This window comes from Saltatorellus ferox, assembly GCA_007751475.1.
In the GTDB taxonomy this organism is placed as follows: domain Bacteria; phylum Planctomycetota; class UBA1135; order UBA1135.
Genome location: CP036434.1, coordinates 2,009,239 through 2,030,284, shown reverse-complemented (window position 1 = coordinate 2,030,284; position 21,046 = coordinate 2,009,239). Strand labels below are relative to the sequence as shown.

General features: G+C 69.3%; 15 protein-coding genes. 10 read left to right on the top strand and 5 right to left on the bottom strand.

Annotated features, from left to right (window positions below):
• Positions 1–23 precede the first annotated feature (23 nt).
• The 5 genes from Poly30_RS07345 to Poly30_RS07330 form a co-directional block, all read right to left on the bottom strand.
• Positions 24–1,064 carry an AAA family ATPase gene (locus Poly30_RS07345; RefSeq protein WP_145195798.1) on the bottom strand — a complete coding sequence of 347 codons (1,041 nt, stop codon included), beginning with the start codon at positions 1,062–1,064 and terminating at the stop codon, positions 24–26.
• A gap of 5 nt (positions 1,065–1,069) precedes the next feature.
• Entirely contained in the window at positions 1,070–1,207 is a 138-nt protein-coding gene (locus Poly30_RS28235; protein ID WP_419191083.1) for a hypothetical protein, read from the bottom strand.
• A gap of 210 nt (positions 1,208–1,417) precedes the next feature.
• Positions 1,418–2,617 carry a hypothetical protein gene (locus Poly30_RS07340; protein WP_145195796.1) on the bottom strand — a complete coding sequence of 400 codons (1,200 nt, stop codon included), beginning with the start codon at positions 2,615–2,617 and terminating at the stop codon, positions 1,418–1,420.
• Between the two features lie 76 nt (positions 2,618–2,693).
• On the bottom strand, positions 2,694–4,169 hold the full coding sequence (locus tag Poly30_RS07335; protein ID WP_145195794.1) for a M28 family metallopeptidase: 1,476 nt from the start codon (positions 4,167–4,169) through the stop codon (positions 2,694–2,696).
• A gap of 72 nt (positions 4,170–4,241) precedes the next feature.
• Positions 4,242–6,866, bottom strand: coding sequence for a zinc-dependent metalloprotease (locus Poly30_RS07330; protein WP_419191082.1), 2,625 nt, complete (start codon positions 6,864–6,866; stop codon positions 4,242–4,244).
• A 166-nt stretch (positions 6,867–7,032) separates the two neighbouring features.
• Here Poly30_RS07330 and Poly30_RS07325 point away from each other — a divergent pair, with 166 nt between their 5' ends.
• The 10 genes from Poly30_RS07325 (at position 7,033) to Poly30_RS07280 (ending at position 20,944) form a co-directional block, all read left to right on the top strand.
• Positions 7,033–10,743, top strand: coding sequence for a S8 family serine peptidase (locus Poly30_RS07325; protein WP_419191081.1), 3,711 nt, complete (start codon positions 7,033–7,035; stop codon positions 10,741–10,743).
• Between the two features lie 207 nt (positions 10,744–10,950).
• Positions 10,951–12,699, top strand: coding sequence for a glycosyltransferase family protein (locus Poly30_RS07320; protein ID WP_145195788.1), 1,749 nt, complete (start codon positions 10,951–10,953; stop codon positions 12,697–12,699).
• Between the two features lie 584 nt (positions 12,700–13,283).
• A complete protein-coding gene (hisG, locus tag Poly30_RS07315) occupies positions 13,284–14,246 on the top strand; it encodes an ATP phosphoribosyltransferase (protein WP_419191080.1) in 963 nt (320 codons plus the stop codon).
• Positions 14,246–16,003 carry a TIGR01548 family HAD-type hydrolase gene (locus Poly30_RS07310; RefSeq protein ID WP_145195786.1) on the top strand — a complete coding sequence of 586 codons (1,758 nt, stop codon included), beginning with the start codon at positions 14,246–14,248 and terminating at the stop codon, positions 16,001–16,003. The genes hisG and Poly30_RS07310 overlap by 1 nt, the downstream gene beginning before the upstream one ends.
• Entirely contained in the window at positions 16,000–16,614 is a 615-nt protein-coding gene (gene hisB / locus Poly30_RS07305) for an imidazoleglycerol-phosphate dehydratase HisB (protein ID WP_145195784.1), read from the top strand. Before Poly30_RS07310 ends, hisB begins: the two co-directional genes overlap by 4 nt.
• Entirely contained in the window at positions 16,614–17,297 is a 684-nt protein-coding gene (hisH, locus tag Poly30_RS07300) for an imidazole glycerol phosphate synthase subunit HisH (RefSeq protein ID WP_145195782.1), read from the top strand. Before hisB ends, hisH begins: the two co-directional genes overlap by 1 nt.
• Complete coding sequence (gene hisF / locus Poly30_RS07295; RefSeq protein ID WP_145195780.1) at positions 17,291–18,058, top strand: imidazole glycerol phosphate synthase subunit HisF; 768 nt, start codon at positions 17,291–17,293, stop codon at positions 18,056–18,058. Before hisH ends, hisF begins: the two co-directional genes overlap by 7 nt.
• A complete protein-coding gene (hisE, locus tag Poly30_RS07290) occupies positions 18,055–19,344 on the top strand; it encodes a phosphoribosyl-ATP diphosphatase (protein WP_145195778.1) in 1,290 nt (429 codons plus the stop codon). The genes hisF and hisE overlap by 4 nt, the downstream gene beginning before the upstream one ends.
• Positions 19,341–20,624: a histidinol dehydrogenase gene (hisD, locus tag Poly30_RS07285; protein WP_145195776.1), complete on the top strand. Its 1,284-nt coding sequence runs from the start codon at positions 19,341–19,343 to the stop codon at positions 20,622–20,624. The genes hisE and hisD overlap by 4 nt, the downstream gene beginning before the upstream one ends.
• 113 nt (positions 20,625–20,737) lie before the next feature.
• A complete protein-coding gene (locus Poly30_RS07280) occupies positions 20,738–20,944 on the top strand; it encodes a YgaP family membrane protein (RefSeq protein WP_145195774.1) in 207 nt (68 codons plus the stop codon).
• The last annotated feature ends 102 nt before the right edge of the window (positions 20,945–21,046 follow it).

Below are 21,046 nucleotides of genomic sequence, written 5' to 3'. Positions count from 1 at the left end.
GGGCTCTCCCCCATGACCGCGGGCTACCCACGTCCACGCTCCATCTCCGGCACGGCGCCGAGCACCGCGTTCGCCATGTCGCGGCCCGTCTTGCCGTCGAGGCGCGCCTTGTAATCCAGCGCGAGCCTGTGCCCGAGCGCATGGGCCGCCACCGCGCGCACGTCGTCGAAGCCCACGTTCGGCTTGCCTCCGAGAAGCGCATGGGCGCGCGCGCTCTCCGCGATCGAAATCGCCGCCCGCGGGGACGCGCCGAAGCGCACGTACTGCTTGACCGCCTCCGGCGCGTCCGGGCTCGTGGGATGCGTGGCCGCGCAGATCCGCGCCAGCCACGACGCCACGGCCGCCGGCAGGAACACGCCGTCGACCACGCCGAAGAGTTCCCCGAGCGACTCCGCGTCGAGCACCGCCTTCGGCTCGGGCGCGCGGCCGCCGCGGCGCTCGGTCACGATCCGCTCGAGCGTCTCGCGCCCCGCGTGCTGGACGTCGAGCTTGAAGAGGAAGCGATCGAGCTGGGCTTCCGGCAGCGGATAGGTGCCCTCCAGCTCGATCGGGTTCTGGGTCGCGAGCACGACGAACGGCTGCGGCAGATTGCGCGTCTCGCCGAGCACGGTCACGCGGCGCTCCTGCATGGCCTCCAGGAGCGCCGACTGCGTCTTCGGGGAGGCGCGGTTGATCTCGTCGGCGAGGAGAACGTTCGTGAACACGGGGCCGGGGTGGAAGACCATGGTGCGGCCCCGCTCGGTCTCCTCCAGCATGTGCCCACCGGTCACGTCCCCGGGGAGCAGATCGGGCGTGAACTGCAGGCGCTTGAAGTCGAGCCCCAGAAGATGCGCGAGGGCCTTCACGAGTTCGGTCTTGCCGAGCCCCGGCAGCCCTTCGAGCAGCACGTTGCCTCGCGCGAGCACGGCGACGACCACCATGCGCGTGAGGTCGGGCTGACCGAAGATCACGGCATCGAGTCCGTCGACCAGCGACTGCGCGCGCGCCTGGGCGGGCTGGATCACGGACGGTGGCAGGAGCGCTCCTTCCGGGGAAGACGAAGCGGGCGGGGTCTGGGGCGTCATGCGGATCAGCGGTCGAAGAACTTCGAGACGGCGCGGCGGTGGCGAGGGTCGATGCGGCGCTTCCAGGCGGAGGAGCCAGCCGAGGTCGTGGCGGGCGCGCTGCCGCCTGCAGCCTCGCCCGCGGAACCGGAAGGAATGGGCACGGCGACGCCGACACCGATCAGCGTGGAACGGTCGAGCGTGGCGTACTCGGCGGGCGTCAGGCGCCGGGACTGGAACGCCTCCTGTGCGAACGGATCCGACGGCGCGCCGATCCCGAGTTCCGCGTCGCCGCGTCCCTGGGAGATGCCGCCGGTCCCCGGCGTGGCCGATGCCTGGGCGGCTCCCCCACCGGGGGAGCCTCCGGAGCCCTTTCATGGCTCGCCAGACGACGCGCATCGATCGCATGGCTCCTGCCCACAGTCGGGGCAGAGCCCCAGCATGGCGAGCTGTTCGTCGGAGAGTTCGCGCAGCTCGCCCGCGGGCTTGAACGACGACGGTGAGCCCTTCAGCGAATTCTGGAGGGAGTCGACGCGGGCGCTGGAGAGCAGACCGGCATCCTCCAGGGCGCTGAGCGGCTCCGACATCGCGGACTCCAGCGCGGCGCTCAGCCTCTGGAGATCGTCCTTCGAGAGCTCCGAGAGATCGCCGGCCGCGAGCCTCGACAGCTCGGCCAGAGCCATGTCCGACAGGCCTTGCTCCATGGCCTGGAGGCCGGCCTGCCTCTCCTCGGATCGCACGTCGGAAGCAGCGCCAGGTGCGGCATCACCCGAGGCGTCACGCGAAGGATCGAGCTGCTGCTCGGCCAGGGACTCGAGGGCGGCCTTCGCGTCGGCGAGGGCCTCTTCGGCGCGCGCCGCGAGCTGCTCCTCCATCCGATCGAGCGCCTCGTACGTCGCCTCGATGTCCGGGTCGTCCTGGATGGCCTCTTCGAGTCGCTCCAGGGAAGCCTCCAGCTCGGCGCGCTCCTCCTCCTCGAGGGCCACCTCCTCGTCGAGCACCTCCAGCTTCTCCATTACGTCCGCCAGCCGCTCCTGGAGCACCTCCGTGATCGCGCCCTGTCCGCCTCCGGCCAGTGCGCGCAGCGGCACGTAGCGCGTCGCGAAGAGGGCCGCAGCCCCGAGCGCCATTGCCAGAACCGTGCGCGACCACCGAGCGCGCGGGACGTCGATCACGCCTCTGGCGCGGGACTCCGCATCGCTCCGCCACGGCGCGGCTGACGCCTCCGTGATCTCGTTCGCCGTCACGACGCGACCGCTCGCGTCCGAACGCAGGTCGAGCCAGAGCGCGGCCTCGCGCCGGGTCATCGCGCCCTCCCCGGCGTGCCACCAGGCCGCCGCGCCCACGACCAGCCAGCTGGCGCCGAGCATGATCCAGGCCGAGCCGGAATCGATCAGATCCCGCCCGAGGATGGAGCGGCCCACGAGGAGCGCCCCCGCGAACGCCAAGCTTGAGCCGAGGACTCCACGCGCGGTGGTCTCACCCCACAGAGACAGCCTGGAGCCCCTCACCACGCGGTGGTAAAGGGGCTCCAGGCTGTCGCTGGCCTTCGAGGTGGTATCGGGAGAGTTCATGGACAGGCGGGCGTCGCAGCGGGGGAGCTACGGGCCAGGGCTGCCTATCTTCTGCGCTTCCCGACCGAACTTGCCATCAAAACTTGGGACGATCGATCTGGAGCGCCTCCAGCATCTTCACGACGAGCCGGCAGATGCGGCGCATCTTGTCGTAGTTGATCTTGTCCGGCGTATCGGTGGGCCTGTGGTAGTCCTCGTGGACGTCGCAGAAGAGGAACGCGACCGGCAGGCCCATGTGCTTCTCGAAGTTGTACTGATCCGAGCGGCCGTAGTAGGCGTCTGCCGAGCCCACCTTGGTGAAGCCCTCCGATTCGGCGTTGGCCTCGACCACCTGGGTCAACGCGCTGTACGCCTCGTGGTCCTTGGTCGGCGTGATCAGCAGCTCATTGCCTGCGTTCCGCCCGATCATGTCGATGTTGATGTTACAGAGCGCCGTCAGCCCCTCGGGCAGGTACGGAGCTTTGCACCACGCCTCGGAGCCGAGCAGCCCCTTCTCCTCCGCGCTCACCCACATCAGCATGATGGTGCGACGCATGGGACCGTACTCCTTGAGCGCCTCGGCGATCGCGAGCAGGCCGCAGGTCCCGGAACCGTTGTCATCCGCGCCGTTGAAGATCGCTCCGTCAGCCTGTGCGCCGACGTGGTCGTAGTGGGCGGAGAGGATGATGACCTCCTTTCTCAGCTCGGGGTCCGAGCCGGGCCAGATCCCGCAGACGTTCTCCATGACGGCGTCCGCCACCTTGCCTCGACCACAGGACTCGTCGAAGCTGAGCCCGGTGGCTCCGCCGATCGCCAGGTCTTCGGGCAGGGCCGCGACGAGCGCCCTCGCCGTTTTCTCCGAGACGTGGACGATCGGAAATGTGGCCCGACCGTCACCGCCGCGGCGGTTGAGACTCGTCCTGGACATCACCTCGGTGTCGCGGGCGTATTCCTCGGCGACGGGCTTCGTGTTCTTCTTGCCAGGCAGAACGATGACGCCAAGAGCGCCGCCCTCCTCCAGGTCACGGGTACGTCGACCGGAGAGCCCCTCGTCGTTGACGCCCAGGATCCACTTCCCCGTGGGGTCGATGCCCTCCAGCTCTCCCTTCGAGAACGTGCCTCCCCAGACCGCCGGGCCGGTCGCCGTACGCATGCCGTACGCACGCTGGGAAAGGAAGTAGTCTTCGCCGATCTTCAGGTCCATCGACATGGCGCCCGGCCCCGCGACCTTGAGGTAGGTCTTCGACATGTCCAGACCGAGCTGGGGATACGACCACTCGTAGAAGTACGAGCCCTCCTGGGCGCCCGGCTCGAAGCCGAACCGCATCAGCCGCCCGCGGATGTAACGGGCCGCAATCTTCAGCTGCGGCGAGGGGCTATCGCGCCCCATCATCGCGTCGGAGGCGATGAAGTAGAGGTCCGAGCGGATCTCATCCGCCGAGATGGTGTCGAGCGCGCGCTGCAGGTTGGAGGCGGCGGGCGCTTCGAGAACGGCGGTGGCTCCCTCCTGGATCGGCAGACAGACGGCCGAGAGGAGAAGCGGAGCGACAAGCTGGGACGCAGTGAAGATCATGGTTCGGACAGCAATGGGATACGGGGCGGTAGTTTAGCCCAGACCGTCTCCCGATCACTGTTCGCTTTCGGTTCACCAGGAGCCGTGCTGTCCGCAGCCGCAGAAATAGCCGCCAGGCGTGCCGATCGGGCTCCCGGGAGGAGCTACTGGCGCGGCGGAGTTCGGCCCCTCGGCCCAGGGGCGGGCGGGGCGGTCCAGGAGCGCCAGGATCTCGTGACGGAGGTCGCTATTGCCGGCGTCGACCGCCGAAGAGGTCGAGGCGGTCTCGAGCGCACTCCGGAGTACTTCGACCACGGGCCGGGCCGTCCCCTCCGCGCCGTACGTACGCATCATTTCCTCGAGTACGACGGCCTGGACCATGCGCTGCAGCTGGAGCGCCTGGCCCTCCGGACGCTCCTCCGCGACGGTGTCGCCGAGCCCCGCCACGCCCATGAGTCGGCGAACCACCTCGTCGGCGCCGAGCGAGGCGTGCAGCGGCGACCGGGCCGACTGGAGCTCGGCGCGCAGGAGTCGCTCGCCGTTCAGAAGCCCGCGCACGGTCCCGCGCGCGAGCACCTCGGCCGCGCCGAGCCAGTCGAAGGCCGCGCCGGCGCGCCGCTCGAACGTCTCCCGGGACGAGCCGAAGCCCGGCGGCCTCGGGAGGAAGAGTTCGGCCACGCCGCGCGGAACCGCGAGCGTCTCGGGCGCCAGCGTCAGCATGAGCACGTCGAGCGCGGCGCTCTGCACCTCGGGATCGACCGGCAGCGCCGGCTGCGCGCCAGGCTGGTTCATCCCGTGGAAGTAGTCGATGCCCGCGACGGCCTTCAGCGCCGCGTCTACCTGATACCGGTGGTGCATGTAGACGGGAACGAAGACCTCCTCGAGCTCCGCGAGCGCGCGACCGGAACGAAGATTCCTGCGACCGAAACGCGCGAGCGCGACGCGCCGCACGTTCAGCGATTCGAGCAGCGCCGCCACCGGATCCGCGCCGTCGTCCCACAGGTTCGCGAGCGGCTGGGCCGCTCCGTCCGAGCGCGCGTCTTCGTCCGTCAGGTAGCGCAGCCCGCGCTCGCGCGCCGCTCGAACCCGACGCTCGTAGAACGCCGTCACGGACTGATCCTTCGAGATCTCCGCGTAGAGCATCGCGATCGCGTGCCTGTCCCAAGCCCCAAGACCAACGGCGTAGGCATCCGAAACGTCGATCCCGCCCTCGCCGTCGAGCCCCACGCGCGGCGCGGGATAGTCCATCACAGACGCGCGCTCCTGCGTGCTCGCGGCGAAGTTGTGCGAAAGGCCGAGCGTATGGCCGACCTCGTGGGCGCTGAGCTGGCGGATGCGCGCGAGGCTGAGTTCGATCGGGTCCTCGGGAGCGCCCGTGCCTGTCTTCTCCACGCCGAGGAGCCCCTCGAAGAGCAGCCGATCCTGACGCACGCGCAGCGAACCGAGGCTGACGTGACCCTTGACGATCTCGCCGGTGCGCGGATCCGCGATCGCGTTCCCGTAGGACCAGCCTCGCGTGGAACGGTGCACCCACTGGATCACGTTGTACCGAGCGTCCATCGGATCGAGCCCTTCGGGCGCGACCTCGACGCGGAAGACGTCGGGGTAGCCTGCGTCACGGAACGCTTCCTCCCACCATGAAGCGCCTTCGACGAGCGCGGTGCGGATCGGCTCGGGCGCGGCGCGGTCGACGTAGTAGACGATCGGCGTCGGAGCGCCGGTGTCGGGATCGCGCTCGATGCGATGACGAATGGCGAGGCGCTGCTCGATCGGCTCGTCCAGCGCGACGCCGTAGTCGATGTAGTTCGTGGAGAACGCGCCCATGCGCGGATCGAAGAGCCGCCGCTCGTAGCCGTCGTCGGGGAGCTTCAGGAAGCCGACGCGCTGGACGAACGTGAGCGCGGCGCCCTCGGGTGCGGTCGCGCGGGCGAGGCGTCCGGGCTTGTCGCTGGTGAAGGTCAGGACCGACGCGAACTCGAGGTTCTCGGGGAACGAGCGGCAGCGCGCCACGTCGAGGCCCGAGCGGTCGGCATCCAGTCGATAGCTGCCTTGGCCCGTGCTGCCGAGCTTCGAGGCGATGCCGTGCAGGTCGCGGATGAGCAGCCCGGTCAGGTCGATGCGAAGCGGGCCGTCACCTTCTCGCGGCTCCGGTTTCGCGCCGAAGAGCACGGAGGTCGCGAAGGACTGGGCGGCCGCGGAGCGCTCGAGGTCCGAACCGGCTTCTGCGCGGAACTTCGTGTTCAGCTCCTCCAGCAGGACGCGCCCGCCCACGGTCCGGAAGCGCACGAGGCGCGCGCCACCCATCTGGCCGCGGTCGAGCCCCACGTCATTGGCGCCGAGCCCGGTCTCGATCCCCGCGAGTAGCAGGAACGTCGCGTGAACGCCGGCCTCGTCGGCCTGCGGCAGCTCCAGGATCGCCTTGCCGGCCGCCTGATCGAACTCGACCTCGAGGAAGCCGCCCGTCCCCTCCGAGCTGGCTCCCTGCGAGACGGCCCCCTCGGAGCCGGGTTTCCTGGCCGGGCGACGGCTCCCATCGACACGTTCGGAGCGGCTTCCGCCGGGCACTTCTTCCGACGTGGCGGCAGGCGCGGCGCAACCTGCCAGAACGGCCGCCACCTTGGCCCAGGCCGCGGCCGGACGTCCGGCCGCGAGCCATCCAGAGCGCCCATGGCGACGGAGGGGTCCTTCCAGAGGGCGCGTCGGTTCAGTGTGACTCATGAAGAGAAAGATACCGGCTTCCTGTCGCTGGAGGCGGCCGACGAGGGATTCAGACATTTTTTCCCAAGGCGACTGTCGCGGCGCGAGCAGCGCAGCAGTCAGGGGAGTGGCAGCGCCTCCCCCGGGGGCTGCGCCCGTCCCTTTCTCTCACTCCGCTATCCTGCCCATGCTGTACCCCATCGCCGTCACGGCGCTCGGAAGCACCCTCTTCACGTCGGTCCTCGCCGCCCAAGAGCTGGTCCCCTCCGAGGCCACCCGTTCCGTGACCCCCGTCACGGCCGTCGACCGCTCCGCCAATCCTCCGAGGGAGGAGCGTGAAGCCCCCCCCACCCCCGTCGATGACACGGACCTCCCGGTCCTGATCCAGGACGAGATGCTGGACGACCGCGTTCCGCTCCCGATCCCGGCGCGCTACGAAGCGTCCGACGCCGGCGACGTCCTCGTGGAGGAAGCGAGCGGTGACCCCCACTTCCTCGGCTTCGCAGGCGCTTCCCACTACCCGCCTGCGACGGAGATCCTCGATCCCCTGATGATCCAGGCGGCGGCACTTCGGCAGCCCGACGCCCGCCCGGAGGCCGTGACCTACGGCTTCGTGATGTTCTTCAAGCGCATCACGCCGGAGCGCGTATCCGAGCTCGAGGAACTCGGCGTCCGCGTCCTTGGCTTTCACCCCCACTACGCCATGCGCGTGGCCTTGCCGGTCGACGTCATCGGAGCCGTCTCCACGCTCGACTTCGTGCGCTGGGTGGGCTCCGCTCGCCTCGAGCAGAAGCTGCACCCGGCGCTGGACGCGGAGCTCGACAAGACCCCCGCAGGTGAGAAGGTTCGAATCTACGTCTCGGTCTTCGAGTCGGACATGAACGACGCGTCGACCTTCACTCGCATCGGTCGCGTCGACACGACAGGGCCCGTTCCGGCGGGAGAGTCGGCCGAGGATCGACGCACCCAGGTCTGGCAGTCGAACGGCTGGATGCAGGCGGCCCTGGAAGAGGCTGGCGCCGAGGTGATCTCCTACTCGCCGCGCCTCGACACCTTCCAGGTCCTGATCGATCGCGCGCAGATCGAGAGCATCGCCGCGCGCGACTTCGTCCAGTTCATCGAGCCCACGCCGGAGGCGCAGCTCAACGCAGTGCCGCACGATGAGTCGCGGGCGATGATCGCCACGGACCACGTCGTCAATAACTGGGACGGCGGAACCAACCAGGCGGCTATCGTCGGCGTCGTGGACTCAGGGATCGAGATCTCCCACGCCGACCTCTCCATCTTCGGCGTCGGCTGGAACTGCACGACGGAGTCGTCCCCGTGGGACGACATCGACAACAGCGGCAACGGGCACGGCACCCACGTGACCGGGACCATCCTCGGTCGCGGCGTGGCGGAGGCCGACCAGGAAGGCAACGCCTCGGGGCTCGCGTCGTGGGGCGGCAACAGCCGCCTCTTCAACTACCGTCGCTTCCCGAACCCCTGCAGCGTCGGCCTCGATTCGATCGCGAGCACGTTCAACAGCCCGTACAGCGATGGGGCTGGCGCGACGACCCCAAGGCCCCACGTCGTCAACAACTCCTGGGGCTCCACGATCGCCGGCGTTCCGGTGGGAACCGAGTTCAACGCGCGCGCCGCTGACTCCGCAGTCTTCGACCAGGATCAGCTCTGGGTCTGGTCCGCCGGCAACAGCGGCCCCGGCGCCAGCACCCTGGGAATCGAGTCCTCGGCGAAGAACGTTTTCACCGTGGGCAACGTGATCGACTACATCTCGACCACCGTCGGCGACCCCGGCTCCCTCTGGACGAGCTCCAGCCGTGGCCCGACGGCCGATAACCGCTGGAAGCCGAACGTGACCGCCCCCGGGCGACAAATCCGAAGCGCCCTGGCCAACAACAACACAGGCTACGCCAACTACTCGGGCACCTCCATGGCCGCGCCCCACGTGACGGCCACGGCGGCCATCCTCGCGGACCGCAGCGCCACCTTCCGCTACGCTCCCGAGCGCATGATGTCGCTGCTGATGGCGTCTGCCACCACGAAGGACAACCTCTCCCTGACGACGCCCTCTTCGTCGCACCTGGACACCTACGGCGCTGGCCGGGTGAACTCGTTCAAGAACAACCTTGCCTTCGGCGGCAACACCTATACGAACTGGGGCTTCGAGCTGAACGGGAACCAGTCGACCTTCGCCGACTTCACCGTCCCCGCGGGAACCACCCGCATCATCGTCGTGATGGCCGGTATCGAAGGTCCCGCCTCTGCGGGCGCGTCCGCCGCTCTGGTGAACGACTACGACCTCTACATCGACCGCGATCCGATCGACCCGGCCGGGAACGTCGGTGAGTACACGGCCCAGCAGAGCACGGTCGACAACTGCGAGATCCGGATGATCAACAACCCGGCCGCCGGGCCCTGGCGCTGGAAGGTCTACCCCGATGGCGCGACGTCGCTCACGAAGCTGAGCGTCACGGTGTACTACGTCGCCGACGATACGACTCCGGACGCGACCCTGACGCTGACGGCTGCGGACCAGTACATCCAGCCCAATGACGTGGTCGACGTCACCGCCACGGTGAACAACGACGACTACGTGGCCTCGGCGGTCGTCCTCGATCGCAGCGGCTCCGCCGCCACGGTCGTGACCTCCAGCACCGTTCTCGGCGACGGCACCGTGACCGACCTGACCGACAGCATCTCCGGCGGGAGCGACATCGTCCTCGGCGACATCATCGACTTCTTCCCACGCGCTGGCACCTGGGGCGTCAGCTACTCGACGGAAGGCACCAAGGTGTTCTCGGTCGAGGCACGGTCGGACAACATGATCAACAAGTCGGCCTCGGTGAACATCGTGGTCGACGGCACGATGCCCGGCGCGGTCTCGAACCTGACCTCCCCGAGCCACGCGGTCAACCAGTGGTCCAACGATCCGACGGTCACCTGGACGTGGACGGCGGCCAGCGATTCCCTGAGCGGCATCCAGGGCTACGGCATCTTCGAATCGACGAGCGCGGGCAGCCCCGGCGCCACCCTGGACATCGGGGCGACGACCACTTACACGAGCGGCGCGTACGCGACCTCGACGAGCGGACGCTACTTCAACATCCGTTCGGTCGACCGCGCCGACAACTGGGACAATGACTTCGTCTCGGCAGGTCCGTACTTCATCGACACCGTGGCGCCGCTGGAGCCGACCTCGATTCAGAGCACGAGTCACCCGGTGGGCGTCGCCCGCTGTGAACAGCTCACTCAGGTTCGCTTCACGGGAGCTTCCGACGCGCACTCCGGCATCGACGGATACAGCATCGTCTGGTCGACGAGCCCTGGCACGACGCCCAACACGAGCGTGAACACCACGTCGACGACCGTGTCCCGCACGAACTCGCCCGGTAGCTGGTACCTGCACGTTCGCACGATCGATCGGGCGGGCAACGCCTCGGGCACGGCCCACTTCGGCCCGTTCGTCGTGACCGCGACCTGCGGCACCATTTACTGCAACAGCAACCCGAACTCGTCCGGCTCGACCGCCACGATGAGGGCCCAGGGCTCGGACGATGCATCCGACAACGACCTGACCGTCCAGGCGCTTCAGCTCCCGACGAACACGGTCGGCTACTTCCTCGCCTCCCCCACGGCCGGGTTCGTCGCGAACCCCGTGGGCAGCCAGGGCAACCTCTGCCTCGGCGGCAACATCGGCCGCTACAGCGCGACGGTTCTCAACTCCGGGGCGACCGGCAGCTTCCAGCTAGCGCTGAACCTCGCCGCGATCCCCACTCCGACGGGGTCCACCTCGGCGGCCGCGGGTTCCACCTACCGCTGGCAGGCGTGGTTCCGTGACGCGAACCCGGCCGTGACCTCCAACTTCACGAACGGGATCCAGATCCTGTTCTATTGATCGGGACCGCTCCCTGACCTCGCTGGAACGGTCAGGGTGGTCGACGGGGCGCGGAAGCTGGCTCGGGCCGGCTTCCGCGCCCCTTTCTCATCCGCGGCTCATCCGCGGCTCCTCCGGGCGATCTGCGTGGCTGAACGGGCCACGTGACCCGCCGCTTCCCGGCGGGATCCGTGGCCATCCCATGGACCGTTCACTACCCTTCTCGCCATGAGCCACATCGCCATGCTCGCGAACCCGGAGGGCAGCCGGGACGCTTCCCGTCACTCAGGACTGGAGCCCGTGCTGGAGAACAACCTCTGCTCCCTCCTGTCGTCCCCCCTGGGCACCGCGAAGTCGGAGGAGCTCGTCCGCCGGATCGTTCGCGCCGACCGCGGCAACCACGTGATCATCGGAGGCCCGAACCCACCGCTCTACCGCAACCAGAACGTCCTTCGGGAGTTCGTCGTCGAGCAGAGTCAGCTCCACGAACAGGTCCAGGACGTCCGCGAAGACGACAGCGTGTTCGTCTTCGGGATCAGCCTCGGTGAGCAGGTGGCCCATTTGCTACGCACCCGCCCCAAGGCGAAGATCACGGTCTGGGATCGCGACCCCTACATGGTGCGTCTCGCGCTCACCCGCCAGGACTACGGCGCGTCCCTTCGCTCGGGCCGGCTGACGCTGGCGATCGGCGCCGATCTCGTCGACTACCTCCCGAAGCTGGACCAGTGCCGCGTCGTCCTGCACCCGGCCTTCCGCGGCATCTACGCGGACGAAATGCGCCTCGTCTCGGAGAGCGTGACCGGCGTGGCCCCGAACGAAGGCCGTCGCTGGATCGGGCTCGGCATGGGCGGCGTGGTCGTGTCGGACATCGCGGAGTCGCTCCGGAGCGAAGGCTACTCCGTCTTCCCGCTGGAGATCCGGCGCTGGAAGGCAGCGGAGACCACCTACGCCCTCGACAAGCTCAAGCTGGAGCGCGTGATCACCGTGAACTTCGATCAAGAGGTGGCGCAGGCCTGCCAGGACTACGGCGTGCCCCTCGTCGTCTGGGACGTCGACCCGAAGACGGACCGGACGCCGGTGCCGCCGAAGTCCGCAAAGAACATCCGCGTGCTGACGCTGCGCGACGGGAACGTGGAGACCCTGCGGGCTGCGGGCTTCACCGACGTCCAGCACTTGCCGGTGGGCGTCGACGTCGAGAAGCGCAGGCCCATGCGGCTCAAGCCCTCGGAAGAGGAGCGCTACGCCTCGCCCGTGACCTTCGTCGGCTCCAGCCTGATCGAGCGCGCGCGGCGCTTCAAGCGGCTGTTCCTCCAGCTGCACGCCTCCTTCGACTGCAATGGCTCGGAGACCTTCGAAGAGACGGATCGGCGGCTCGAGTCCGTGCTGGCAGCGGAGCGGTCCGACTACACCACCTACATCACCGACAAGCTCGTCGAAGAGTCGTTCGGAGAGTTTCTGCGCGCCGCCCAGCGCAGCGGGACGCCGGACGACCCCCAGAAGTGGGTCGCGGAGATCGTCGCATCGCAGAAGCGAATCGCCTACGTGTCGGCGCTCGCCGACGAGGGCATTCACGTCTGGGGTGACGCGGAGTGGAAGCGCGTGGCGTCGAAGAATCGGGGCATGCGCTACATGGGCGCCGCGGCCTTCGGCCACGAACTCACCCTCGTCTACAACGGCGCCGGCATCAACGTGGACGTCAACCGGATCTACCAGCCGGATGTCGTGCAGCTCCGCGTCTTCGACGTTCTCGCCTGCGGTGGTTTCCTGATCGCCGAGCACTCGAACGCACTCGCCGACCTGTTCGACGTGGGCACGGAGCTGGAGTCCTACCGAACCCTCGAAGAGCTCGAGGAGAAGGTCGCCCACTACCGCGCCCATCCGGACGAAGCCGCGGCGATTGCCGCGCGCGGCCTGGCGGCTGTGCGCGCGCGCCACACGATGCGTCAACGCGTCAAGCGACTGCTCGCGCCCATGTGAGACGCAGCCAAGGGCCCATGTGAGACGCATCCAGCGAAGGTCGTCCTCGAAAAAAGCGACGGCCACGCGTGCACACCGCGTGGCCGTCTACCGATGACGCTTCTCGCGCAGGGCCCACCAAACTCAAAGAGGGGGGGGCGGGGGCCCTGACTCAGTTCTCACTCACTTCAACTGTTTTCCACGACGGGTCGCTGCTCCGATTCGCTCCAAAACCGAGGGACTTCGCAGGAGCAGCATGACCTTCCTGGAGTGATGAATCACTCCTTTGCACACTACACCTATCGTCCGAAGGTGAGTCTCTCTGGCCAGACAGTGACGTTCCTTGAACATGGATTTTCCCGCGATTGGGTTGCGCCATGGCGCGTTTCACCTATTCTCTGCGGAAGAATGTTCCGTCCCATCGAGACTTCCCTGATGCATCATCATCATGCTCCCCGAGGAGCCTGGTGCTGATTTCGCGTATCTAAGAGAGACGTTTCGAATCACACGCCGGCTCCTCTGGAGCGGGCGTGTTGTCGTAGGCGAGTCCTTCGAAGCGCGGTCCGGTCCACAGGCGCTGGCTTTCCCCCAGGAGAGCCCCCATCGTGACCCCACCCACCGCCAGGCCCCAGGCCACCGCCGACGCCCGCCCAGGAGATCCTGGCGCAGGCAGCCCCTCTTCCATTCCGTCGAGTGCCGCGCTGCGGCTCGCGCTCCCCAAGGGGAGGCTCCAGGCCGGCATCCTTGAACTCCTCGACGAGGCTGGAATCCGCGTGGACCTCGGCGACCGCGCCTATCGCCCCTCGGTATCCCTGGAGAACACCGAGGCCAAACTGCTGAAGCCCCAGAACGTCGTCGAGATGCTCGACGCCGGCGCCCGGGACGTGGGCTTCGCGGGGGCCGACTGGGCCATCGAAAAGCGAGCCCCTCTCGTCGAACTCCTCGACACCGGCCTCAATCCCGTGCGCATCGTCGCGGCCGCACCCATGGAGCTCCTCGACGCCGACGGCAAGCTCCCCGAGCGCGGCCTCGGCGGTCGCCGCCTCGTGGTGGCCTCCGAGTACGTCGAACTGGCCGAGCGCTGGGTCGAGCGCTCTTCCCTCGACGCCACGGTTCTCCGTACCTACGGCGCCACCGAGGTCTTCCCTCCCGAGGACGCGGACCTCATCGTCGACAACACCTCGACCGGCTCGACCCTGCGCGCCAACGGCCTCGTGATCATCGACGAGGTGCTGCGCTCCTCGACGCGGCTCTTCGCCAGCCAGGACGCCGCCGCCGACCCGGCGAAGCGCGCACGCCTCGACCAGCTGGTCATGCTGCTCGTTTCGGTGCTCGACGCGCGCTCCCGCGTGATGCTGGAGCTCAACGTCGGCGCCGGCGACCTGGACGCGGTCCTCGACGTGCTTCCGTGCATGCGCCAGCCGACGATTTCGACCCTGCGCGGCGAAGCGGGCTTCGCCGTGCGCGCCGCCGTTCCGAGGAAGGACATCGCGGCGCTCGTGCCGAGGCTCAAGGAACTCGGCGGCGCCGACATCTGCATCTCCAACGTCAGCCAGCTGGTCTCGTGATGTCGTCCTCCACCGCTGACCCCGAGAGAGCGATCCGCCGATTCGGCCCCACACCCAATCCCGGCGTCGCCTCCGCGTATCGCGTCCACGCACCGCTCGCCCCCACGGATCTGTGGCTCGCCGGCAACGAAGGCCGCGCGCCCGAGGATGCTTCGAACGCGGCCCTCCGCTTCGACTCCGCGGCGCTCGACCGCTACCCGAGCACCGATGCGCTGGTGACGCAGATCGCGCAACGGTACGCCGTGGAAGAGGCCAGCGTCCTCGTCACGGCCGGCGCGGACGATGGGCTCCTGCGGCTCGCGCTCGCGTACCTCGCCGAGGGCCGCGAAATCGTGCTCCCGACGCCTACGTTCGTGATGATCGAGCGCTACGCTCGCCTCGCGGGCGGCACGGTCGTGACGGTCGACTGGCCTGCGGGCACGCCCTATCCGACCCAGGCGGTCCTGGCGGCGGTGACCGAGCGCACGTCGCTCGTCGCGATGGTGAGCCCCAACAACCCGACCGGCGGCATCGCCACGCCCGAGGACCTCGCGGCGGTCTCCGAAGGCGCGCCGCACGCCCTCGTCATCGTCGACTGCGCCTATGCGGAGTTCGCCAGCCGTGACCTCAGCCTCGACGCGCTGTCGCTGCCCAACACCGTCGTTCTACGGACGTTCTCCAAGGCCTATGGGTGCGCCGGCCTACGCGTCGGCTACGTCCTGGGAGAACCCGACGTGATCGAGGCGCTCCGCGCGGCCGGCAACCCGTACCCCTGCGCCTCGCCGTCGCTCGCGGCAGCGGCCGTGCGCTTCGACGCGGACGTGGCTCCCTTCGTGCGCCAGGTCCGCCAGGAGCGCGCGGAACTCCGCGATCTTCTGGAAGAACTCGGCTTCGAATCGTTCGCGAGCGACGGCAACTTCGTCTACGCCGAGGGCGCGCGCGCGAGGATCGTCGTGGAGCTGCTGACGGGACTCGGCATCGCGGTTCGGTCGTTCCCCGCCGAGAATGCGGCGGCGAGCGCCGCCGACGCGCTCCGCATCACCTGCCCCGGCGATCCCGCACAGTTCGAAAGACTTCGCTCCGCCCTGCTCACCATCGAGCGGCCCGAGGCGATCCTCTTCGACATGGACGGCGTGCTGGTCGACGTCTCGGGCTCCTACCGCCGCGCCATCATCGAGACGGCCAGGCGCTACGGCGTGACCGTGTCGGGCGACGACATCGAGACCCTCAAGAGCGAGGGCAATGCCAACGATGACTGGCGCGTCACGCAGCGACTGCTGGAGGCCGCGGGCGTCGCCGCGAACCTCGAGGAGGTCACCGCCCGCTTCGAAGCGCTGTACCAGGGCACCGAAGAAACGCCCGGTTTGAAGGCCACCGAGACGCTCCTTCTGGGCCGTGACACGCTGCGGAAGATCGCGGCGTCCTGGAAACTCGGCATCGTGACGGGTCGACCGCTCGCCGACGCCATGTACTTCCTGGAGCTGCACGGCATCGCGGACCTCTTCGACGTGGTGATCACGCGCGACGACGCGCCGCTGAAGCCCGATCCCGCGCCCACGCGCCTCGCGCTGGAGCGCCTCGGCGTCCGCCGCGCCTGGCTCCTCGGCGACACCCCGGACGACCTCCGGAGCGCTCGCGGAGCGAACGTTCTCCCCGTCGGCGTCCTCGCACCGCCGCTCGGCGAAGACGATCCCGAACCCGCACGCCGCGTCCTCCGCCACAGCGGCGCAGGCACCGTCCTCGACCGCACCACCGACCTCCTGGAGATCCTCCCATGACCCCCTCATCCAGTCCTCCAACCGGCCCCCCGAGGCGCGCCGAGCGCTCTCGCAAAACCCGTGAGACCTCGATCTCCTGCTCGCTCGACCTCGACGGAACGGGCGAGGCGGCCGTGTCCACAGGCATCGGATTCCTCGATCACATGCTGACGGCGCTCGCGAAGCACGGTCGCTTCGACCTCGCGCTCAGCTGCCAGGGCGACCTGGAGATCGATGACCACCACACCGCCGAGGACTGCGCCATCGTGCTGGGCGAGGCGTTCGACGAGGCGCTCGGCGAGCGCCGCGGGATCGTGCGCTTCGGGAGCGCGTACGCGCCGCTCGACGAGGCGCTCGCCCGCGTGGTGGTCGATCTTTCGGGCCGCCCCTGGCCGGAGGTCCACATCGACTTCCGCCGCGAGTCGCTCGGGACACTCGCGACCGAGAACATCACGCACTTCTTCCAGTCGCTCGCCATCGCGGGGCGCATGTCGCTCCACGTCGACGTGCTCCGCGGAGACAACGATCACCACAAGGCAGAGGCAGCGTTCAAGGCGCTCGCGCTGGCGTTGCGTCAGGCGACGCGGTCCAGCGGGAGCGACACCGTGCCGAGCACCAAGGGGAGCCTCTGATGTCCGCCGATGCCAGGATCCGCGTGGACATGGTGAAGACCGGCGTGGCGAACGTCGCGTCGGTGGCGGCGGCGCTGCGGCGGCTCGGGGCCGACGTGGAGCTGACCGCCGACGCCGCGCGCGTTCGCGAGGGCGCAGCCGTGGTGCTGCCGGGCGTCGGCTCCTTCGGCGCGGGCATGCGGGCGCTGCGGGAGAGCGGCCTCGATGCCGTGCTCGCGGAACGCATCGCAGAGAACCGGCCGACGCTGGCGGTGTGCCTCGGGCTCCAGCTCCTCTGCCAGTCGAGCGAGGAGACGCCGGGCATCCACGGGCTCGGCGTGCTGCCGATCGACGTCCAGCGACTGCGGGGCGCGCCGCGGCTCCCCCACTTCGGCTGGAACGCCGTCGGTCTGGAATCATCCGCGCCGGAGCCAGCGGTCGGGCTCCTCGAGGAAGGCGACGCCTACTTCGCGCACACCTTCTGTCTCACCGATGCCGACGCGCTGGAGGCCGAGGGCTGGACCGTCGCCCGCACCGACGAGGGCTCGACCTTCGTCTCGGCCGTCGAACGCGGCTCGGTGCTGGCGTGCCAGTTCCACCCCGAGCTGTCCGGCCCCTACGGCGCCGCGCTGCTCGGCCGCTGGCTCGCTTCCGCACGCACGGCATCGGCCGCGGCCGCCGCGCAGGGAGGCCCGACATGGTGAGCGCGCGCATCATCCCCTGCCTCGACGTCCGCGACGGTCGCGTCGTCAAGGGCATCAAGTTCCAGGGGCTCGTCGACTCCGGCGATCCGGTGGAACGAGCTGCCGCCTATGAAGCGCAGGGCGCAGACGAGCTCTGCATCCTCGACGTATCGGCCACCAACGAGGGCCGCGCGAACGCGATCGAGACCGTCACGGCGGTGCGCGCGGTGCTCGGGATCCCGCTCACCGTCGGCGGTGGCGTGCGCGCGCTCTCCGATGCGGCGAGGCTTCTGGACGCGGGCGCCGACAAGGTGGCCGTCAACACGGCGGCGCTGGCGCGCCCGGAGCTTCTCCGTGAGATCCACGACTCGCTCGGCGCCCAGTGCACGGTGCTCTCGCTCGACGCCGGCCGTCGCCTGGACGACCCGACGCGCTACGAGATCATCACGCACGGCGGGACGAAGCGGACGGGAGTCGACGCCATCGAATGGGCGCGCCAGGCGGCTGAGTTCGGCATCGGCGAGATCCTGGCGACGAGCTGGGATCGCGACGGAACGGGCGAGGGCTATGACCTCGAACTCCTGCGCGAGCTGAGCCGCGCGGTCCCCGTTCCGATCATCGCCAGCGGCGGCGCGCGCCACGCCGAACACATGGCCGAGGCCTTCGACGCGGGCGCGAGCGCCGTGCTCGCGGCCTCCATCTTCCACCGCGGCGAGCTGACCGTCGCCGACGTCAAACGCACTCTCATCGCCTGCGGGCACGACCTTCGCCTCACACCATGATCATCCCCAGCATCGACCTCCAGGGCGGCTCGACCGTCCAGCTCATCGGCGGCGAGGACAAGGCCCTCGACGCGGGCGATCCCCGGCCTCTCCTCGACCGCTTCTCTCGCGTGGGAGAAACGGCCGTCATCGACCTAGACGCGGCCATCGGCACGCCGGAGACGGCGGCGACCGGCCACCACCGTGCGCTCATCGAGGAGCTCTGCGGACGCGCGCCCATCCGCGTGGGCGGCGGCATCCGATCCGAGGAAGTGGCGCGCCGCTGGCTCGACGCTGGCGCCGAGAAGATCATCCTCGGCACCGCAGCCAGGCCAGAGCTGCTCTCGAAGCTGCCGAAGGAGCGGCTGATCGCGGCGCTGGACGCGCGCGACGGAGAGATCGTGGTGGAGGGCTGGCGGAAGGGCACCGGTCGCGGCGTGCTCGAAGCGATGGCCGAGCTGCGGGAACACGTGGGCGGCTTCCTCGTGACCTTCGTCGAGCGTGAAGGGCGCATGGGTGGAACGGACCTGCACCGCGTGCGCGCACTCGTCGAGGCCGCGAAAGGCGCACGCGTGACCGTCGCGGGCGGCGTGACGTCGGCTGACGAGGTCGCGGCTCTCGATGCGATGGGCGCCGATGCGCAGGTCGGCATGGCTCTTTATACGGGCGCACTGGAGCTGAGCGATGCCTTCGCCGCGCCGATGAAGACGGACCGCGCCGACGGGCTCATCGCGACCGTCGTGGCCGACGATTCCGGACGCGCGCTGGGCCTGTGCTGGTCGAGCCGGAGGAGCCTCGCGTACGCGATCGAGCACGGCGTCGGCGCCTACGAGTCGCGCAAGCGCGGGCTCTGGGTGAAGGGGGCGACCTCGGGCGCGACGCAGGAACTCGTGAAGATCGACGTCGACTGCGATCGCGACGCGCTGCGCTTCACCGTGCGGCAGGCGGGGCAGGGTTTCTGTCACCTCGGAACGGCGGACTGCTGGGGCGACGCCCGCGGGCTCGCGCGGCTGGAGTCCACGCTGGCGCGGCGGAGGATCTCGGCGCCAGCGGGCTCCTACGCGGCGCGACTCTTCAGCGACGAGGGACTCCTGCGCTCGAAGCTCGTCGAGGAAGCGGGCGAACTCGCCGACGCCCGCGGGACGTCCGAGGTGATCCACGAGGCCGCGGACGTCGTGTTCTTCGCCGCGACGGCGATGGCCAAGGCGGGCGTCTCCTTCGCCGACGTCGAGCGCGAGCTGGAGCGGCGCGCCAGGATCCTGACCCGTCGCCCGGGCGACGCGAAGCCAGAGGAGGTGAAGTCGTGAGCGCACAACCCCCGGAGGGCCAGCGACGGCTGCGACGCGTGGCGATCGACGAGGTCGCGGCGTCGGCGCCGACGCCGATCGATCGCGCGACGCTGGACAGCGCTCGCGAGATCACCGAGTCGGTCCGCACCGGCGGCGAGGCGGCGCTTCGCTCCCACGCGGAGCGGCTCGATGGACTGGCACCGGGCGCACCGATGGTGCTGGGCAAGGAGGAGCTCGCGCGGGCTGCGGCGTCGGTTCCGGAGGAGACTCTGGCGCTGCTGGAACGCGTAGCTGGTCGGATCCGCGCGTTTGCGCTGGCGCAGCGCGGTGCGCTGACGGCCCTGGAGGTGGCGGTGCCCGGTGGGAGGGCCGGACACGACGTCGAGCCCGTTGCCGCTGCCGGTTGCTACGCACCGGGCGGTCGGTATCCCCTGCCGTCGTCGGTGCTCATGACCGCGGTGACGGCGCGCGCGGGGGGCGTCGAACGCGTGATCGTCGCGTCGCCCGCTCCGGATCCGGTGACGCTGGCGGCGGCGCACGTCGCGCGAGCCGATCAGTTCCTCTGCGTGGGCGGCGCCCAGGCGGTGGCGGCCATGAGCTACGGCGTGCCGGGGCTCGTGGAACCGGTCGCGCTCGTCGTCGGTCCGGGGAATCGCTGGGTGACGGCGGCCAAGCAGATCGTCTACGGCGCGGTGGGGATCGACCTGCCAGCCGGGCCATCGGAGCTCGTGGTGCTGGCCGACGAGACGGCGAACCCGGACCTGATCGCGGCAGACCTTCTGGCCCAGGCGGAGCACGATCCCGACGCGCGCCCGGCGCTGATCACGACCGATCCGACGCTGCCGGATCGAGTGGAGACGTGCCTGATGAGGCGACTCGGTGAGCTTCCGACGCGGGAGGTTGCGAGCGCGGCGCTCGCGCACGGCTTCGTCGCGGTGGCTGATTCGATGGAAGCAGCGCTGAAGGCGGTGGACGAGCTGGCTCCCGAGCACCTTCAGCTCTGCGTCGGGGATCCGCGCTCTGCGAAGGCCAGTCTCAAGCACTTTGGAGCCGCCTTCCTGGGCGAGCGTTCGGCGGAGGTCTTCGGCGACTACGGGGCGGGTCCGAACCACGTGCTCCCCACCGGCGGAGCAGCGAGGTACTCGGGCGGACTTTCGGTCTTCACCTTCCTGAGGGTGCGAACGTGGCTGGAGCTGGATTCGGTCAAGGAGACCGGAGAGGACGCGCGCGACCTGGCGGAGCTGGAGCGGCTCAGCGGTCACGCGCGGGCGGCGGAGGCGCGGCTGGGATCGAGCTGAAGGAGAACCGGCGCGAGGGTGGCCATGGTGCGTATTCACAGCGCAGGTGGTCTGCTCGCACAATGGACGCGTCTCCTCACTCCTTTCGCGACTCCGATCGCAGGACCCATCCCATGAAACCCAACGTCGGCGGTATCGACCGCATCCTCCGCATCGTGGTGGGCCTCGGCCTCATCGGCTGGGGCATCTACGCGCAGAACTGGTGGGGTGCGCTCGGCGCGATCCCCCTGATGACGGGTCTGACGCGCCGGTGCCCTGCCTACGCCCCCTTCGGAATGAAGACCTGCTCCACCGCCGAGTTCACGAACGGAGCGCAGTAGTTCGTTCCCGGTCGAAGACGGCGTCGATCACGACGTCTTGATCGACGCCGTCGTTGTAGACCGTGGCCTCCAGCAGTATCCGGCTTCCATCGGCCGAGACCG

Coding starts and splice junctions, on each gene's coding strand:
- Poly30_RS07345 (WP_145195798.1), bottom strand. CDS start 1,064: ATGACGCCCCAGACCCCGCCCGCTTCGTCTTCCCCGGAAGGAGCGCTC.
- Poly30_RS07340 (WP_145195796.1), bottom strand. CDS start 2,617: ATGAACTCTCCCGATACCACCTCGAAGGCCAGCGACAGCCTGGAGCCC.
- Poly30_RS07335 (WP_145195794.1), bottom strand. CDS start 4,169: ATGATCTTCACTGCGTCCCAGCTTGTCGCTCCGCTTCTCCTCTCGGCC.
- Poly30_RS07330 (WP_419191082.1), bottom strand. CDS start 6,866: ATGAGTCACACTGAACCGACGCGCCCTCTGGAAGGACCCCTCCGTCGC.
- Poly30_RS07325 (WP_419191081.1), top strand. CDS start 7,033: ATGCTGTACCCCATCGCCGTCACGGCGCTCGGAAGCACCCTCTTCACG.
- Poly30_RS07320 (WP_145195788.1), top strand. CDS start 10,951: ATGAGCCACATCGCCATGCTCGCGAACCCGGAGGGCAGCCGGGACGCT.
- Poly30_RS07310 (WP_145195786.1), top strand. CDS start 14,246: ATGTCGTCCTCCACCGCTGACCCCGAGAGAGCGATCCGCCGATTCGGC.
- hisB (WP_145195784.1), top strand. CDS start 16,000: ATGACCCCCTCATCCAGTCCTCCAACCGGCCCCCCGAGGCGCGCCGAG.
- hisH (WP_145195782.1), top strand. CDS start 16,614: ATGTCCGCCGATGCCAGGATCCGCGTGGACATGGTGAAGACCGGCGTG.
- hisF (WP_145195780.1), top strand. CDS start 17,291: ATGGTGAGCGCGCGCATCATCCCCTGCCTCGACGTCCGCGACGGTCGC.
- hisE (WP_145195778.1), top strand. CDS start 18,055: ATGATCATCCCCAGCATCGACCTCCAGGGCGGCTCGACCGTCCAGCTC.
- Poly30_RS07280 (WP_145195774.1), top strand. CDS start 20,738: ATGAAACCCAACGTCGGCGGTATCGACCGCATCCTCCGCATCGTGGTG.